Source organism: Levilactobacillus tangyuanensis (genome assembly GCF_003946545.1).
GTDB lineage: Bacteria > Bacillota > Bacilli > Lactobacillales > Lactobacillaceae > Levilactobacillus > Levilactobacillus tangyuanensis.
In genome coordinates this window covers 296,225-312,624 of record NZ_RHOA01000002.1, presented here as the reverse complement: position 1 = coordinate 312,624, position 16,400 = coordinate 296,225, and the positions used below count along the sequence as shown (strand labels likewise).

At 49.6% G+C, this 16,400-nt stretch carries 17 protein-coding genes; 14 read left to right on the top strand and 3 right to left on the bottom strand.

Annotated features, from left to right (window positions below):
* Positions 1-126: 126 nt before the first annotated feature.
* The 5 genes from EKM96_RS03130 (at position 127) to EKM96_RS03110 (ending at position 4,817) form a co-directional block, all read left to right on the top strand.
* A complete protein-coding gene (locus tag EKM96_RS03130) occupies positions 127-936 on the top strand; it encodes a MetQ/NlpA family ABC transporter substrate-binding protein (protein ID WP_125639580.1) in 810 nt (269 codons plus the stop codon).
* Positions 937-1,235: 299 nt separating this feature from the next.
* Complete coding sequence (locus EKM96_RS03125) at positions 1,236-2,300, top strand: methionine ABC transporter ATP-binding protein (protein ID WP_164510962.1); 1,065 nt, start codon at positions 1,236-1,238, stop codon at positions 2,298-2,300.
* Between the two features lie 39 nt (positions 2,301-2,339).
* Entirely contained in the window at positions 2,340-2,984 is a 645-nt protein-coding gene (locus EKM96_RS03120; protein WP_191987337.1) for a methionine ABC transporter permease, read from the top strand.
* Positions 2,985-3,240: 256 nt separating this feature from the next.
* On the top strand, positions 3,241-4,173 hold the full coding sequence (locus EKM96_RS03115; RefSeq protein ID WP_225417565.1) for a DMT family transporter: 933 nt from the start codon (positions 3,241-3,243) through the stop codon (positions 4,171-4,173).
* A 14-nt stretch (positions 4,174-4,187) separates the two neighbouring features.
* Positions 4,188-4,817, top strand: a complete 630-nt coding sequence (locus tag EKM96_RS03110; protein ID WP_125639570.1) for a histidine phosphatase family protein — start codon at positions 4,188-4,190, stop codon at positions 4,815-4,817.
* 70 nt (positions 4,818-4,887) lie between these two features.
* Here the strand turns inward: EKM96_RS03110 and EKM96_RS03105 are convergent, their stop codons facing one another.
* Positions 4,888-5,103, bottom strand: a complete 216-nt coding sequence (locus EKM96_RS03105; protein WP_125639567.1) for a P8 family protein — start codon at positions 5,101-5,103, stop codon at positions 4,888-4,890.
* Positions 5,104-5,311: 208 nt separating this feature from the next.
* Here EKM96_RS03105 and EKM96_RS03100 point away from each other — a divergent pair, with 208 nt between their 5' ends.
* Positions 5,312-6,295 carry an aldo/keto reductase gene (locus tag EKM96_RS03100; protein WP_125639564.1) on the top strand — a complete coding sequence of 328 codons (984 nt, stop codon included), beginning with the start codon at positions 5,312-5,314 and terminating at the stop codon, positions 6,293-6,295.
* Between the two features lie 49 nt (positions 6,296-6,344).
* Here the strand turns inward: EKM96_RS03100 and EKM96_RS03095 are convergent, their stop codons facing one another.
* Positions 6,345-6,725, bottom strand: a complete 381-nt coding sequence (locus EKM96_RS03095; RefSeq protein ID WP_125639561.1) for a glycine cleavage system protein H — start codon at positions 6,723-6,725, stop codon at positions 6,345-6,347.
* Between the two features lie 146 nt (positions 6,726-6,871).
* Between EKM96_RS03095 and EKM96_RS03090 the strand changes: the two genes are divergently transcribed.
* Both EKM96_RS03090 and EKM96_RS03085 read left to right on the top strand, forming a co-directional pair.
* Positions 6,872-7,909, top strand: coding sequence for a lipoyl protein ligase domain-containing protein (locus EKM96_RS03090; protein WP_125639558.1), 1,038 nt, complete (start codon positions 6,872-6,874; stop codon positions 7,907-7,909).
* The gene (locus tag EKM96_RS03085) at positions 7,906-8,217 is read left to right on the top strand and encodes a DUF7671 family protein (RefSeq protein ID WP_125639556.1); all 312 of its coding nucleotides are present in this window, start codon (positions 7,906-7,908) and stop codon (positions 8,215-8,217) included. Before EKM96_RS03090 ends, EKM96_RS03085 begins: the two co-directional genes overlap by 4 nt.
* A 1,015-nt stretch (positions 8,218-9,232) precedes the next feature.
* Here the strand turns inward: EKM96_RS03085 and EKM96_RS03080 are convergent.
* Positions 9,233-10,882, bottom strand: a complete 1,650-nt coding sequence (locus tag EKM96_RS03080; protein WP_225417564.1) for a peptide ABC transporter substrate-binding protein — start codon at positions 10,880-10,882, stop codon at positions 9,233-9,235.
* Positions 10,883-11,113: 231 nt separating this feature from the next.
* Here EKM96_RS03080 and mutY point away from each other — a divergent pair, with 231 nt between their 5' ends.
* From mutY to EKM96_RS03050, 6 genes are all read left to right on the top strand, one after another.
* Positions 11,114-12,250 (top strand): A/G-specific adenine glycosylase, encoded by a 1,137-nt coding sequence (gene mutY, locus EKM96_RS03075; RefSeq protein ID WP_125639553.1) that lies wholly within the window; start codon positions 11,114-11,116, stop codon positions 12,248-12,250.
* Between the two features lie 67 nt (positions 12,251-12,317).
* The gene (locus EKM96_RS03070; protein WP_125639550.1) at positions 12,318-12,638 is read left to right on the top strand and encodes a hypothetical protein; all 321 of its coding nucleotides are present in this window, start codon (positions 12,318-12,320) and stop codon (positions 12,636-12,638) included.
* 11 nt (positions 12,639-12,649) lie between these two features.
* Positions 12,650-13,270, top strand: coding sequence for an alpha/beta hydrolase (locus tag EKM96_RS03065; protein WP_125639548.1), 621 nt, complete (start codon positions 12,650-12,652; stop codon positions 13,268-13,270).
* A 178-nt stretch (positions 13,271-13,448) separates the two neighbouring features.
* Positions 13,449-13,652 (top strand): cold-shock protein, encoded by a 204-nt coding sequence (locus tag EKM96_RS03060; protein ID WP_011668621.1) that lies wholly within the window; start codon positions 13,449-13,451, stop codon positions 13,650-13,652.
* A 155-nt stretch (positions 13,653-13,807) separates the two neighbouring features.
* A complete protein-coding gene (locus tag EKM96_RS03055) occupies positions 13,808-14,047 on the top strand; it encodes a cytochrome b5 domain-containing protein (RefSeq protein WP_125639545.1) in 240 nt (79 codons plus the stop codon).
* Positions 14,048-14,777: 730 nt separating this feature from the next.
* On the top strand, positions 14,778-16,343 hold the full coding sequence (locus EKM96_RS03050; RefSeq protein ID WP_125639541.1) for an amino acid permease: 1,566 nt from the start codon (positions 14,778-14,780) through the stop codon (positions 16,341-16,343).
* Positions 16,344-16,400 lie beyond the last annotated feature (57 nt).

Genomic DNA, 16,400 nt, shown 5'->3' with positions numbered 1-16,400 from the left:
GTACCACGACAAAGTTCGTTTCTATTAATTTAGGAGCGGACTTTTTGTTTTGGTCACGGTTTTCAGTCGCGAGGGGTAACAACCCTGAGTTGTTATAAAATTTGAGAATTAAAGGGGATTTTGAGTATGAAGAAATCATTCAAACATTTTAGCTGGTTATTGTTATTGTTAATTCCATTATTGATTGTTGCTGGTTGTGGCAAGTCTAGTAGCAGCAACAAGACGGTTAAGGTTGGGATCATGGGTTCCGACGAAAAGATTTGGAAGCCAATTAAGACCAAATTAGCCAAGGAAGGCGTCAAGATTAAGTTAGTGACCTTCACCGATTACAACCAACCCAACGCGGCCCTCAGCAACCATGAAATTGATATCAACTCGTTCCAACACACGTACTTCATGAACGCTTGGAACAAGGCCCACAAGACCAACATCGTTTCCATCGGCCGGACCGTCCGCGCACCACTACGGTTATACTCCAAGAAGGTTAAGAGCGTTTCCGATATCAAGAAGGGTGCCCAAATCACGATTCCTAACGACTCCACCAACGAAGGTCGGGCCTTATATCTTCTGCAATCAGCTGGCTTAATCAAGGTTGATAGCAAGGTTGAATTACCAACGCCTAAGAACATCACCGAAAACAAGTTGAACTTGAAGATTACGCCGGTTGATGCCGCACAAACGCCACGTTCCTTGACGGACGCTGCCGGTGCCGTTATCAACAACGAATTCGCTGCCGAAGCTAAGCTGCCAAACAACGAAACCATCTACAAGGAAAAGCTTAACAAGGCTTCAATTCCTTACATCAACATCATCGCTGCTAACAAGTCTGACAAGAACAACGCGACCTACAAGAAGATCGTGAAGGCTTACCAAACTGAAGCAACCAAGAAGTTGTTGAAGAAGTACTACCACGGTTTAACCATCCCAGCTTGGTAAAGCGAACCGCTCAAATAGCAGAGTTAATTGATTAGTTAAAGAGCCAATTGATATTGAAACGATTATCGACCGACTTCAATCAATCCAATGGTCAATGGCCAATGAATTGATTGAAGTTTGGTATTACTATAGTAGGTTTTTGTTAATTAGTGTTCCGCTTAAGCATTAGAAACAGCGTCAGGACGGGCAGCATTAGCTGACATGGTTCTGTCACTTGTGTTCTACGATGGCGGCGGTCATTAGCGATAACCATAAATGATTAAATTTGCCGGCATTGGCGAGTAAGGAGAATGAAATCTGTGACTAACGAAGCGATTATTCAGTTAAAAGATATCGATGTGACCTTTCATACAAAGGGTCAGACCGTGAATGCCGTGAAGAATGTTTCGCTCACGGTTAACCGCGGTGACATCTATGGTGTCGTCGGTTATTCCGGGGCCGGGAAGAGTACCCTGGTACGGGTGATCAACCGCCTTCAACGGCCAACTGCCGGTACGGTGTCGGTCAATGGCCAGGCCATTTTGAACCTGCGGCCAAAGGAACTCCGGGCAGCGCGCACGAAGATCGGCATGATCTTCCAACACTTTAACCTCATGGCGTCACGAACGATTGCGGATAACGTGGATTACCCCTTGAAGGGCGGTTCATTATCCCGTGCGGAACGGAAAGAAAAGGTGGACCATCTCTTGGACTTGGTCGGTTTAACGGACAAGGCAACGGATTATCCCGCCCAACTTTCCGGTGGGCAGAAGCAACGGGTCGCGATCGCCCGGGCATTGGCCAATGATCCTGAGATTCTAATTAGTGACGAGGCCACGAGTGCCTTGGACCCCAAGACGACTTCCTCAATTCTGGAATTGTTGAAACGGTTAAACCAGGAGCTTGGTTTGACGGTAGTCTTAATTACCCATGAAATGGAAGCTGTGAAGGAAATCTGTAACAAGGTTGCCGTCATGGACGAAGGGGCCATCATCGAACGCGGGAGTCTAGTTGACATCTTTAGCCAGCCAAAGGAACCCTTGACGCGGGACTTCATTAACACTGCCACGCAGATTGATCAGGCCCTGGTGAAGATTTACAAGCAGGCCGACAAGCTCGACTTGGGCGACACTCAGCAATTGGTGCAACTGCAGTACGTGGGCGATCAGACCGATTCCCCATTGATTACGGAGCTCTACAAGCGTTATGGTGTGGTATCCAGTATTCTGTATGGGAATGTTGAAATCTTGCAGGATACGCCACTGGGCAATCTCATTGTTGTCATGAGTGGTGAACCTGACAAGCTGGCGGCAGCTTGGGACTATTGTCAAGAACAGGGTGTCCGGATTACTCACTTGAAATCGACGAACTCGGAGGTGGCCTAATTGAACTTTTTTGCTAAGTATTTTCCAAATGCGGTCACGATGAAGAGTGACTTTATTCAAGCAACTGGTGAGACGCTGTACATGACGCTGTTCACGGCGATTGTTGCCGGAATTCTAGGGATGGCGATTGGGATTGGTTTAATTGTGACCCAGCCCGGTGGCATCTTAGAAAATCGGGCCGTCTACAACATTCTCGATAAGCTGGTTAACCTTTGCCGGTCGATTCCCTTTGTTATCTTACTGGCCGTGATTGCCCCATTAACCCGATTAGTGGTTGGGACGGCGATTGGGACGACAGCCGCAATTGTTCCACTGGTTATTGGGTCCGCACCTTTCTATGCCCGGCAAATTCAGAACGCCCTGGCCGAAGTTGACCACGGGGTGATTGAGGCCGCCGAGTCGGTTGGTTCTGGTCCGATTGCGATTATCTTTCGGGTTTACCTCAAGGAAGGGTTGGCGGACATCATCCGTTCATCCGTCCTAACGTTAATCAGTCTGATTGATTTGACTGCCATGGCCGGTGCCATTGGTGGTGGTGGCTTAGGGAACTTGGCCATCAACGTTGGTTACAGTCGTTTCGAAAGCGACGTCACGATCCTGGCAATGTTAATCATCCTGGTCATTGTGTTTGCTATCCAATTGATCGGTGACCTATTAGCTCGTCGGGTGGACCACACCGCTTAATTGGTTATGATTTTTACTCATCAAAACGATAGTTAATAAATAAGTAGTCGTAAGCTCAGCCCGTGTTGGGCGCCGCTTTATGACTACTTATTTAGATTTAGGCGTTGATAATTAGCCCCGTTCGTGGCTTAATGAAGAGTGGAAACGAAAATTTTTTGACCATTTATTGCCAAATTCTAATTTGTTTTCGGTAAAATTAGTCAAATTATTAGAAGTTTTGGATAGTTGATGAAAGAATGAAAGGATCTGCTGTTTCTTGAAAACGAATGCAAATTCGTCCGAAAATATCAAAAAAGGTATCTTTTGGGCAACAATGGCGTCTGCTATGTGGGGGATCTCTGGGACTGTGCTCCAGTTCATCTCTCAAAGTCAAAACGTGCCGGCCAGTTGGTTCTTATCTGCTCGGACGTCCGTGACTGGGGTGGTGCTCCTGATCGTGAGTGCTATCATGTATGGTAAGAAGATTTTTAACGTCTTCAATTCGGTTCGCAATATCCTATGGTTGATTGCTTATGCCGTCTTTGGTTTAGGCGCCAACCTGTTGACCTTCTACATGTCGGTCCAGACTGGGAACTCAGCTGCTTCAACGATTCTGCAATATTTGAGTCCATTATTCATTGTGTTGGGGAGCTTAGTCTTTCTCCACCAACGGCCACTTCGGAGCGATTTGATCGCCTTCATTGTGGCGATGATTGGGGTCTTCCTAGCGATTACGCGAGGGGACATTTCTCAGTTATCTATCCCGATGGTGTCCTTACTCTGGGGGATTGGTTCTGGGATTACCGCAGCCGGTTACGTGGTTCTGCCACGGACATTGGTTAAAGAGGGTAATTCACCAATCGTCGTGCTTGGTTGGGCCATGTTATTGGCCGGAATTATCTTTAACTGCTACCGGCCCGTTTGGGTTCACACACCGCCAATTAACTTGGGCTTGGTTGCATCGATGAGTACCGTTATTTTATTGGGGACCATTATTCCGTTCGCACTGGTTCTCTACAGTACCCACTTCGCGCCGTCTGACGTGATTAGTATTGTGGATGCCACCCAACCAGTCATGACCTTCGTGCTCTCGATTATTTTCTTGGGCTTAAAGATTACCGTGGCCGAAGTTGTTGGGTCGATTTTAGTTATTTTGGCGATTTATCTCTTGAATCGTGGTCGTCAAAAGGCGGATAGTCAGCGCGGCTGATAGGAAGTGAGACAATGACCACTTTTGATTGGGTTCGTCATGGCCAAACACAGGCCAATTTAGACGGACTCGCACAAGGACAATTGGATACGGCAGCGACCCACTTGACGCTGCGCGGCCTGCAACAGGCTGAACGAGTGGCCCAGTGGATTCAGGGGACAAGCTATGACCAACTGATCAGCAGTCCCCTACACCGGTCGCGCCAAACGACGGCCGCCTTGACGCGGATGATCAGCCTGACACCGGAGTTTGATGACCGGTTGATGGAGGCCGATTATGGTGACTGGACCGGCGCTAGCTTGGAAGAGTTACAGGCCAAGAACCCGGCAGCCTTCGATCCCATTACCGGGGAGGCCATGCCCGACGCTTTACTAGCCGTTGGGGGTGAGTCCTACCGGGATGTTCAGCGACGGGTCGGCGAATGGCTGGCCGAAGAAGTGGTTGACCATCCTGACGACCACATTTTGGTGGTGAGTCATGGGTTAACCATTAAGGTGACGGCGTTGCTGATGTTAGGCACGCCAGCGACCGCGGCGCTCAGTGAACCAGCGAATACCAGTGTGACGCGAATGGTGATTGACCCGGCAACGGGCCAACGCTATTTGCAGGGGTATGGCTTAGTGCCTCAACTCGATGAATTATAAAATTTAGACAAACAAAAATCCTCTCGTTGATTAGCGAGAGGATTTTTTTGGTTGAGACAGCCGGGTGCTGTTACTTCTTGAGGTTATCTTCAACATAGGTCCGAACATCAGCGTCGGACTTAGCATCGATTTCCTTCATTGAAGCTTCAGTTTCATCGGTGTTGTGACCATTGGACTCCATGAAGTGGTCCCAGAGAGCGTCACGAACAGGTAACGTTGCGTCGGACCAATCAAATACTTCGTTCATCTTTTCATCCAATAAAGCAGTCTTTTCTACAACAGCCATAACCAATTACCTCCAATTAGAAATTGGGGTCAGCGGTTTATGTTACTGGCATAGCCACCGGCTTCAACTTTTATGTTAGTCCTTTTATCGGTGAATGGTAAATATTTTGTTCAACCGGTAGCACAAATCGTTTGAAATGCTATTTTATAACTGTCAGAATAAGGGAGAAAGTACCGGCATGACTGGTACGGGAAAGTAGGGATAATGAATGAAGTATCGGACCCTAGGTAAAACAAATTTTGAGATCAGCGAGGTCTCATTGGGGACTTGGCAACTCGGTTCAAAGTGGGGCGACCCCTTCAACGAACAAGATGCTCAGGACACCTTGGCAGCAGCATACGATGCCGGCGTTAACTTCTTTGACACCGCTGATATCTATCAGGATGGTCAAAGTGAACGGGCCTTGGCCAGTTTCATTAAGGACAAGCGCGACAAGGTCTTCGTTTCGACCAAGGTTGGCCGTAAGTTAGATCCCCACGTTGCTAGTGGGTACACCAAGGCCAATATCACCAAATCTGTTGAGGAAAGCCTGCAGAATCTACAGGTTGATGCCCTGGACAATGTGCTCTTACACTGTCCACCCACACCCGTTTACTATGAACCTGAAGTTTTCTTCGCGTTGGATGAGTTGAAGAAAGCTGGGAAGATCAAGAATTACGGGGTCAGTGTGGAACGCGTCGAGGAAGCCATGAAGGCCCTGGACTACGATATTTCTGCGGTGGAAATCATCTACAACATGTTCCGCTTACGGCCAGCCGATAATTTCTTCAAGATGGCTAAGGAACACAACGTGGGGATTATCGCCCGGGTCCCATTGGCCAGTGGTCTATTGAGTGGTAAATACACCCTAGATACCACATTCGGTAAGGACGATCATCGAAGCTTTAACCGCCACGGTGAGGCCTTTGACCAAGGGGAAACCTTCTCCGGTGTTGATTATGCCACGGGGGTCAAGGCGGCCAATGAACTTCACGAACGCCTCGGCCTAGACCAAGCGTTGGCGCCACTCGCCTTACGCTACATCTTGATGTCGGATGCGGTCAGCACGGTGATTCCAGGGGCATCCAAGCCCGAACAGATTGCCCGTAACGTTGCGGCGGCAGACCTGCCAGCCTTCACTGACGACCAAATGGCCGTTGTGCGTGACGTTTACAATAAATACATTAAGAATCCCGTTCAATACAAGTGGTAGAGATTACGGTATTGAAAAGTCGCCGGACGTCATTGTCCAGCGACTTTTTTTAATGGCTTTGGATATCTAAGACCCAATTATCAGTTTGTGAATTTTCATTAAGCCGAGTGGGGTCGGCGATCAGGCCTTCGTTGACCTTGGTAATGGTGCCAGCCACGGGCGTCTTGAAATTTTCGACGGCCTTGTCACTTTCAACCTCGAGAATATCATCGCCCTCCGCGAGAACGTCACCATCTAGGACGGGCAGGTCGGCGAAGCTAATCTCGCCAATCTGTTCCAGGGCATCGCTGGAGAGGCCAAGCCGGTAATGACCTTGATCTCGTTGCTCTAGCCACACACCATCCTTAATGGTGAGTTGTGGTGCGGGGGCCTTATGCCGGGGCCACCAGCTGAAGAGGCGTTGCCAAAATGACTGTGTTGGTTCACTCATATGAATTCCTCCCTCGTGTATACTCATATTAAGTATACGCTTTCAAAGATCATCCTGACAACAACTCGTCTCGTTGGAAGTTGTTGCCGCCGTAGGTGTATGCTAAACTCAATTTAAAAATAGGCTCAGAGAAGGGAGCAATACACATGTATCTGATCGATACGAATCGTCACGGCAGAGTTGTCACGGATGCGGTGGTCAATCAGTCCATCGATAATTACTTGGTGAATGATTTGAAGCTGCCAGGCCACGGACTCATGATGTATGTTAACCGGCCCGCTGTGATCGTCGGGATTAATCAAACGGTGACGGCCGAGGTGGATTTCAAGTATCTTGCCGATAATCAGGTTCAATTGGTGCGGCGGACTTCTGGTGGGGGCGCGGTTTACCACGACGAGCGCAATTTAATCTTTGAGCATATCATCAACGGGGACCCTAAGGATGGGTCGACCTTTGGTGATTACACGGTCTTTGCGGAACCGATTCTAAGGGCACTAGCTGCCATGGGTGTCAATAATCTTGGCATCAGTAACAAGAGTGCCCTCATGGTCGGCGATCAGAAGTTTTCCGGCATGACCATGTTTAAGAATGGGGATGGTTACGCGGCCGGTGGCACCATCATGTATGATCTTAACGTGGCGGCGGCCCATGCGGCCTTGATTCCTGCGGCCGAGGGCGGTCATCCCGGCGTGGCTTCCAATCGCGTGTCGATCACGAACCTTCGCCAATATCTGGCGCCGGCCTACCAGGATCTTTCCATCCAAGATTTTCGTGTGGCCTTACTTTGCCACATCTTTAACGTGGACCGACTCGATCAAATTGAAACGTATCATCTGACCGACCACGACTGGGCCGTCATTGATCAGCGGCTGGCCGAAAAGTATGCCACGGATGCTTGGAATTACGGCGCCAATCCCGGCTTTCGGGAATACCGGCAGTTGAAGCTGGCCAGCGGACAGCTTCACGTCAACTTTACCCGGCACAACGAGCAGCTACGATCCGTTGCCTTGTTTGGCACGGTGGGGACGCCGACGGCACTGGCGGGCATTGCCCAACAACTGGTCGGTCAGCCCGCGACACCGGCGGCCGTTCGGCCGATTCTGGCTGTTCCGACGGTCATGGCTGTCTTAGGTTCGGATGGTGTCGAGCCCCTGGTTCAAGCCTTAACGGAGGTAGCAGAATGAAAGGTCAATATGCGGTAAATCTATACACCGGCGTGCCCGTTGTTGCCAACGCTTCCGGTGAGTATGAAATCAAACGTGAGCCAGACGGGGGGTTCAAACTCCATGCTTGGCGAACTGGCAAGCACAGCAAGGGTAAGTATCAAGGCGTTGGGCAGATCTTCTTAACCGAGAACAATCTGAAGGTGGCCGTCATCGCTGCCGAACCGGTACCGTTTAAGAAACGGCATGATTACACGCCAATGCAGCGGCTAACCAGCGAATTCGTCAGCGACACCGTTGTCAAAAAGGCTTCAGCGGCCTTGAGCTAATTCCTTTGGTCTAGATTGAAGGTCGCCTACGGCGGCCAGACGCCGCCCTGTGGGGCAGACCTGAAGCCTGAGAAGCGGTCTTCAGGGCAGCAACCAGCCACACCTAGCCCGTGAGTCTGGTAGCCTGGCCCGTGGCCTAAACCGGGAAGTCCACCCGGTCAACGCCACCGTCACGGGGCTCTGTCTGGCCGCCTTCGGCTTGAAATTGTTAGCGGATTTCTCAATACGCTATCACAGCCATATGGCACGAATTGCCGGTCGGCAACTTGTGGTGGATGATTGGGTCGCCACAGTGGCCAGCCGCCATCCTGTGGGGCAGACCTGAAGCCTGAGAAGCGGTCTTCAGGGCAGCAACCAGCCACACCCAACCCGTGGGTCTAGTCGCCTGGCCCGTGGCCTAAACCGGAAGGCCCACCCGGTCAACGCCACCGTCACGGGGCTCTGTCTGGCCGCCTTCGGCTTGAAATTGTTAGCGGATTTCTCAATAGGCTATCACAGCCATATGGCACGAATTGCTGGTCGACAACTTGTGGTGGATAATTGGGTCGGCTAAGGCAAGTAATAAATGGGCTGGCAACTGTGATGGCATCGGATCCAGTTGCTTAACTTAGCCCGTGTACCCACGTCATATGGAGCTTCCAATTTGAGATTGGGCAGTGTGACGAACAGCTCGACACTTTTTGCTGGGCACATGTGGCTTGGCAGAAAGTTGGAGATGTAGTCTCGCCAGGGCTTTGACTTTAGTGGTTGGTCTGGTGTCTTCGGAAAGTTTTAGCCAGAGGTGGTCAGGGGCGGAGTCCTGTGAAAGTGGTGTTAGGGCGGTGGAATTCCGGCCTTACAGCACGGGTCGACCTTTGATAACCACGGGCTTTGTGGGGATTAAAGGCGAGTCCAGAGACCGCTCTTTGGCTCTGGACGGACCCCATAGGACGCAGCCCCTGACCGCCGTCGGCGGTCCAACTCAACAAAAAGCAAAAACAAAAACCTCGCCAGCAAAGATGCTGACGGGGTTATTTTATCTCACAAAGTAGGCACCTTTGAAATTGGATTGCGTGCCGACCGTATTAAATTGGACACCATTGAGCTTAGGATTGACCAGGTAGTTGCTAGCAGGCTGTAGGAGTGGGGTGACCCCTTGATACTTCATCAAGATTCCCTCGGCCTTCAACAGGTTTTGCCAGCGTTGATTGTTGAAGCTGCTGGCGTTGCTGGCCTGGGCCACGAGACTGTCGTAGGCTTCACTGGACCAGTGGCCGGTGTTCGCCGCGTTCTCGGTGGTGAAGAGGGCCAGCATGGACAGTGGGTCGGCGTACTGGGCCCGTTGGGTGGTCAGGGTAATATCGGTATCGACCTCGTCATCCTGTTCACTGATGGTCCATTCTCGGGCTTTTAACGTCATCTTCAGTCCTGGGAGCACCTTGGTCAGCTGTTGCTTAAGGCGTTTGGCAACCTTGGCAGTTGCCGGTGTATCGAGGTAACTGAGGGATAGGGTGGTGTGACTGGTACCAGCCTGTTTCAAGGCGGCTTGCCATTCCCTGACAGCCAGTGTCGGCTTATAGGCCAGGGTAGACTGGTTGGTCTGCGCGGCGGCGAAGTCTGCCGTCCCCCGCTGACCCCGACTTAGACCTGCCGGCACAATGCCAAGAGCGGGCAGTGATGTCGTGCCGTAGGTCGATGATCCGAGGCTTTTTCGGTTGATGGCATGAGAGATTGCCAGCCGAGCTTGGGCCTGTTTTAGTAGCCGATTGGTACCGGCCTTGGGACCGTGCTGCCGATAACTCAGTAGTAACATTTTAGAGTACGGCCGGGCCGTGTAGTCCGCTTGTTTTTCCAGGTGCTTATCCTTTTGGAATGGAAGATGGACTTCATCCAACTTGCCATCCTGGTAGGCTTGCCACATTTTCTTTTGCGAGGTGAAGACGGTGACATTGATCCGCGTTAGATAAACGTGATCGCGGTCCCAGTAATGTGGATTGGGAACCAGATGCCAATGCGTCTTTGTATAGCCCTTGGTTGCCACCATGAAGGGACCCGCGTAGACCTGATATTGGGGCCGCGTGGCATACTTACGCCCATATTTGTTGGCAATTCGTTCATCTTGGGGGCCAAATAATGGATAGGCTAATCGTTGCGGCAACTCGGCCATGGGATGATCGAGCTTGACCACTAACTTAAATTTGCTGGGAGCACTGACACCAAGCTTGGTGGCCGGTAGTTTACCGGCCAGGATCTGTTTGGCGTTGTGCAGACCCGTAAAGAGGTCGGCATCCGGGGCCTTGGTCTTCGGCGCCAGCGCGCGTTGCCAGGAATAGACGAAGTCCTTGGCGGTGATGACATCACCGTTACTCCAATAAGAGTCGTGATATAACGTGAAGGTGTAAGTGGTTTTAGCCGCGTTGACGTGGACCTTTTTGGCGAGCGCCAACTCTGCTTGCCCGTCGTTGGCCGTGGTATAGAGGCCTTCAATCGTGTTGTTTAACCGACCAAATTGGCTCATCTTGTCGCTATCCAGGGTACGGATGGGTTGCGAGCTGGCCAGATTAAGCACCTGACGCTTGGTCATCACGCCCTTACTGTCGCTGGGGGTCTCCGTTTCGTGGCTGATTGAGCAGCCAGCGAGTCCGCCACATAGAATAAGAAGTAATAATAATTTCCATCGTTTCACAGTTAATCCTCCGATATATTACCGCATGTCCGTGGCCATTTGAGTGACTTATAGGTAGAAATACCCCCTAAGTGAGTCGAAAACCGAATGGGTGGACACGATTGTTCAATGGGTTATCTTTCTCGATAATAGGTGAGTCCCTGGGTGACGTCAAGTCCCATTTATCGTCACACTTGTTGTCATGTCGAGAATTGGCTAGAATGGGGAAAACAACTAAAAGGATGGGATTCGATGGAAGAATGGACACCGGCCACGGTTAAGGCATTTCGGCAGGCGCTATTGACCTGGTATGACCAAGAGGGGCGGGACTTGCCATGGCGACACGATCAGGATCCCTACCACGTCTGGGTCAGCGAGGTTATGTTACAGCAGACCCAGGTCCAAACGGTCATCCCTTATTATGAAAACTTCATGGCCAACTTTCCGACGGTGGCGGCATTGGCAGCGGCACCGGAACCGCAATTGTTGAAGGCCTGGCAGGGGTTGGGTTACTATTCCCGCGCCCGTAACCTGCAACGAGCCGCCCAGCAAATTGTGACGGATTACCATGGCGAGTGGCCGCGGACGGCGGCGGGACTGGCAGATTTGGTTGGCGTGGGGCCTTATACGGCCAGTGCGATCGCTAGCATTGCCTTTGGTGAGGTCGTGCCGGCCGTGGATGGTAATGCCTTTCGCGTCTTCGCTCGGCTCCTGATGATTGAGGACGATATCGCCAAACCACGCACGCGACAAACGTTTGAGAAGATCATTCAACCAATCGTTGATCCTAAACGTCCGGGGGCTTTCAATCAGGCCATCATGGATCTCGGGTCAAGCTACATGACGGCGAAGAATTCCGACCCGGCACACTCGCCAGTTAAGGAGTTCGACGCGTCCCTTCGGGCGGGGCGGGTCACGGATTTTCCCGTGAAGACGAAGGCGCCGCGGCCTAAATTGATGCCGTATTATGGCCTGATTATTCATTCGCCCGCTGGTTATCTGATGGTCCAACGTACCGAACAGGAAATGTTGAGCGGCTATTGGACCTTTCCCCTTGTCCGCCAAGCGGACCTCAGAGAAGAAGATGATGGCGAACCAAGCCTGGCAACGGACATCGTGGCATTAACGCGACGGTGGCAACAGGAGGCACATTTGGACTTGAGCCTACAGCCGTTGGGTGGTCGTAGCGTGAGCCAGACGTACACGCATCAACGCTGGCAGGTGAAATTATTAATGGCCAACTTACAAACCGTTTCCGATCTCCAATTTTACCCGGGGCAATGGGTTGCCCCCGGGGATATCGCGGATTTGCCCTTACCAAAGGTCCAAGAAAAAATGGGCCAACGGTTGCAGGACCAAAATCCTTTTGACGAAAAAGAATGGAAGTAGTTCTCGTTCTAGGTAAAAAGCTGTATGATCAGCTTAAAATCAAATTAATTCAGGAGGAGTGATCAACATGCCCACAATTTTTTCCGTTTTAAAACAAGTCTCCATGAATCATCAGGAAGTTGAAAGTCATCAGGTCGTGGTCACCGATCCCGCGGGGAAACCCAATGGATTATTGACAGATTTGTTGCGGGATTTAATTAATAACGCGTTGTTGTTTGTCTCACTGAAAGAGATTAAGTCGGCCAAGGAATTAATTGACCACTTGCGAACTCACACGCCGCTTCCCGTCGATGTCTTATCCGAATATGAAAAAATTTTAACCGAAACCTGTTCTGGCTTAAACTTTGCGCCACAAAAGGAACAAATTGAGATTGTGGTTCGCCGCTAGGAGGGGATGCCTTGGACGAGGAAAGCTTAGTTGAATGGCTCCCGGGGGCCAATACTGAGCCACCAGTGCTCCTGCTGCAGGGAACCGGTGGCACCAATCAAGAAATACTGACCTTTGGCCGGCGGTTGGCCCCCCAGAGTCCACTGCTGACCATTGCCGGGCGGCAGGGACTTGGTGCCCAACGTCAATACTTTCAGCAAACCGCGGCCGGACCAGTCGATGCACAGCAAGTGGCGACCGAGGCGGCCTGGATTGGCCAGAAGGCCCTTCAGGTGTGTGCTGACCATCATTGGGAAGGGCAACGACTAATTGTTATCGGTTACTCTAACGGGGCCGCTATGGCCGCGTACGGCGTGCAGACAGGGATGATTCCGGCGGTAACGGCGGTTTTATTTCACCCGTTGTGGTTGACCGCACCAGTTCCCCGAAAGACTGACGAGTTAGCGGTTTGGTTGTCGGCGGGACGGCGTGATCCATTGGTTAGTGTCGAGACGGTGAGTCGGGTTGAATCCGCTTGCAAAAAAGTTGGGGCCGAAACAACTTTAGAGGTAACCAATGGGAGTCATCAATTAACGCCCCAAGAGGTACTCGCGGCGCGGTTATGGTTAACACATCACATCAGTAACTCTTAAAAAAAGCGGATAAAAGCAAACAACTCATTTGCTATTCTGCCGAATACCTGGTATCCTATGGATAATGTATTTATGGTTCGGAAGTTTTAAAGGCTCGACGTTCTTTAAGAATGGCTCCTTTGACCCCAGCTTTCAAATGCAAATATTATTGCGCTATGCGCACGGAGGTTTCATTCTTATGGAACAAGGTACTGTTAAATGGTTCAACGCTGATAAAGGTTACGGCTTCATCACTTTGGAAAACGGCTCAGACGTTTTCGTTCACTTCTCTGCTATCAACAGTGAAGGCTTCAAGACTCTTGAAGAAGGCCAACACGTATCCCTTGATGTAGAACAAGGCGACCGTGGCCCACAAGCTGCTAACGTTTCGGTTGTCGACTAATTTATTAGCCTAAATCGAGTTTAAGAAAGCCATCGACGGTGTGTCGATGGCTTTTTTGCTGCCGTCATTTTTACTTATCGAGTGACCATTAAAATACTTGAGTTGCCGGGACTTCTCCACTATGATGGGGATAAATAAATTAGGTGGTGGATTTGATGAGTGAAAAGGTCTTTAATCAAGTAGAATTAGCAAAGTATAACGGTCAAAATGGCCAACCGGCCTATGTGGCGGTTGATGGGTCGGTCTATGACGTGACCGGTGTGGCTGCTTGGGCCGGTGGCAAACATCACGGTAATCTAGCGGGTCAAGAACTAACTAGCGTGATCGATGGCCAATCGCCTCATGGCCGGAAGGTCTTGAAGGGTTTACCCGTGGTTGGCACATATGCCGATTAATCAGATGGTCTTAAAAAGTCCCCCAATGAGCCGGTTGGCCAGTGGGGGCTTTTTTGTTAGTTGTCGTAATCAACTAACAAACGGAAATGTGGGTTAAAAGAAGGTCCAAGGGGCTGAATTAATTTATCCAAGAATTATGCAGAACCTCAGCAAAAATCGGCGCCAACCTTTATCAAATAAGTGTCACGGATAAACCGGCTTAATAATGGCATCGCTTACATACCGCCGATGGCTTGGTATCAATCATAACGATGGCCTGGCCATCACGTTTGACAGTTCAATTGGCGCTTTTGGATCTATCACGGAGGAGTCACGTTTTATGAATAAAATCATTCCCGTATAAATTCGAATAAGGTGGGAATCTAGTTTTCAAGAACGCCGGCCTAACAGCCTTTTGAAAGCGTATACAAAAGCAGCCAACGATTATCGGTTGGTAACATTAGAAATGGGTTAAACGATTGAGGCCGTGAATCCTGATTTTGATTAGTAATTCACAAGGAATATGCATATAATGAATTCTTATACGTAAATAACCCACAAAATAGGGGGTCTATACCATGTCCCAGCCTAAAAGAGTTAGACACATCACGGTTAATGTCTATTACCGTTTTTTAATTTATGGATTATGATTAGCACGTAATTTAGATTACATACATTTGGCCAAGTGTACTCGCAATATTACTTCATTTTTAATAGATATTACTTCAATTATAAAGGATATGACATAATTATGAAGAATGATGAAACGACAGGATCCAGTGACGCTACTAGCAGCGACGAACTCAAAGCGCGTAACCAACTTACTGGACCTCAATTTTTCTCAATGACGATTTCCATGGTTTTGACGGCTTATGGTTTCGCGGCCTTCGCCCTTAACGGTGCCGTCGCCATCTTCTTCCTGTTTATTGCAGGTATTTTATGGTTCGTTCCAGTTACTCGTACCGCCGGTGAAATGGCGTCAATCGATGGCTGGGAACGTGGTGGTGTCTTCACTTGGACTAAGGCGACACTGGGTGACTTACCTGGTTGGGCTTCAATCTTCTATCAATGGATTCACATCACTGTTGGGATTAACACCATGATGTACTTTGCCATTGGGTGTTTATCAATTTCCGTTGGCTTCCCATTCATGAATGACAATCCAGTTATGCGGTTCTTCTTCCAAATGTTAATTCTTTGGAGCTTGATTGTTATTCAACAACGTGGGACCAAGACCACTGGTAAGATTGCACAATGGTGCTTCTTACTTGGTGTTGCTCTGCCAACCATCTTCTTACTGTTAGTGTTCATTATCTACTTAGCAAAAGGCAACAAGATGTTAATCACGATCAACTGGCACACGATCTTCCCTAAGAACTACCAGTTCGCAACGTTAGTTGGTTTGGTACCATTCGTTCTGGCCTTTGCCGGTGCCGATGGTTCTGCAACCCACGTTAAGGACTTGAAGAACCCACGGGTTTACCCAAAGGCTATGATGCTCTTAGCTATTATCGCGATTGCTACTGATATTATTGGTAGTTTGTCAATTGCTGGGACTATCCCAGTTGACAAGATCCAATTGAGTACTGGTGTTGTTTACGCATACGGCTACATCGTTGCAAAGCTTGGTTTCTCTGCAGCCATGGTTCAAGTAACGCAAACGATTCTTGGTGTTCTGTTCGCTATCGGGATTCTCGGAATCATTAGTGGTTGGGTTGTTGGACCTAACGCCGGGATGCACGAAGCTGCTTTACAAGGTTACATGCCTAAGATCTTCACGAAGACTAACCGTTGGGGTATTGAAACCAACTTGATGATTCTTCAAGGGATCGTTGTTTCCCTGATGGGTGCTTACCTGACCTTTGGTGCCGGTGGTACCAGTAGTAACGTTTCCTTCCGGACTGCCATGGGGTTAACCGTTGCCATCTACATGGTTATGTACATGACGATGTTCGTTGGTTACCTGGTTCTTCAATTTAAGCACAATGACATTCACCGGGTCTTCTTGGCCGGCAGAACCCACATCATGCGGATTCTGATTGGGATCTCTGGATTCCTGCTGTCACTGCTTAGTTTCATCGTTACTTTCTTCGCACCAACTGGTTACACGGTTGCTCAAGGTCATACCTACACGAAGATGCTGTTAGTTGCCTTCACGATTGTATTGGTTATTCCATTCATCATGTACGCCTTCCGTAAGAAGTGGGCTAAAGAAGTCGGCTTCAGTATCGAAGATGCTAAGGAAGACCGGAAGCGCTTATTAGCTCCTGGCAAGCCTAGCGATGACGATGCTAAGGTAGCTACTGAAGAAGACTAGTCTCTTCTACAGTGACGTGTTAAAATTGTTACTTAATAATTTTTGTGAATTGTGATG

What these genes read in the sequence shown, in the direction of transcription:
- EKM96_RS03130 (WP_125639580.1), top strand. Translation starts at nt 127, where the DNA reads ATGAAGAAATCATTCAAACATTTTAGCTGGTTATTGTTATTGTTAATT.
- EKM96_RS03120 (WP_191987337.1), top strand. Translation starts at nt 2,340, where the DNA reads ATGAAGAGTGACTTTATTCAAGCAACTGGTGAGACGCTGTACATGACG.
- EKM96_RS03110 (WP_125639570.1), top strand. Translation starts at nt 4,188, where the DNA reads ATGACCACTTTTGATTGGGTTCGTCATGGCCAAACACAGGCCAATTTA.
- EKM96_RS03105 (WP_125639567.1), bottom strand. Translation starts at nt 5,103, where the DNA reads ATGGCTGTTGTAGAAAAGACTGCTTTATTGGATGAAAAGATGAACGAA.
- EKM96_RS03100 (WP_125639564.1), top strand. Translation starts at nt 5,312, where the DNA reads ATGAAGTATCGGACCCTAGGTAAAACAAATTTTGAGATCAGCGAGGTC.
- EKM96_RS03095 (WP_125639561.1), bottom strand. Translation starts at nt 6,725, where the DNA reads ATGAGTGAACCAACACAGTCATTTTGGCAACGCCTCTTCAGCTGGTGG.
- EKM96_RS03090 (WP_125639558.1), top strand. Translation starts at nt 6,872, where the DNA reads ATGTATCTGATCGATACGAATCGTCACGGCAGAGTTGTCACGGATGCG.
- EKM96_RS03085 (WP_125639556.1), top strand. Translation starts at nt 7,906, where the DNA reads ATGAAAGGTCAATATGCGGTAAATCTATACACCGGCGTGCCCGTTGTT.
- mutY (WP_125639553.1), top strand. Translation starts at nt 11,114, where the DNA reads ATGGAAGAATGGACACCGGCCACGGTTAAGGCATTTCGGCAGGCGCTA.
- EKM96_RS03070 (WP_125639550.1), top strand. Translation starts at nt 12,318, where the DNA reads ATGCCCACAATTTTTTCCGTTTTAAAACAAGTCTCCATGAATCATCAG.
- EKM96_RS03060 (WP_011668621.1), top strand. Translation starts at nt 13,449, where the DNA reads ATGGAACAAGGTACTGTTAAATGGTTCAACGCTGATAAAGGTTACGGC.
- EKM96_RS03055 (WP_125639545.1), top strand. Translation starts at nt 13,808, where the DNA reads ATGAGTGAAAAGGTCTTTAATCAAGTAGAATTAGCAAAGTATAACGGT.
- EKM96_RS03050 (WP_125639541.1), top strand. Translation starts at nt 14,778, where the DNA reads ATGAAGAATGATGAAACGACAGGATCCAGTGACGCTACTAGCAGCGAC.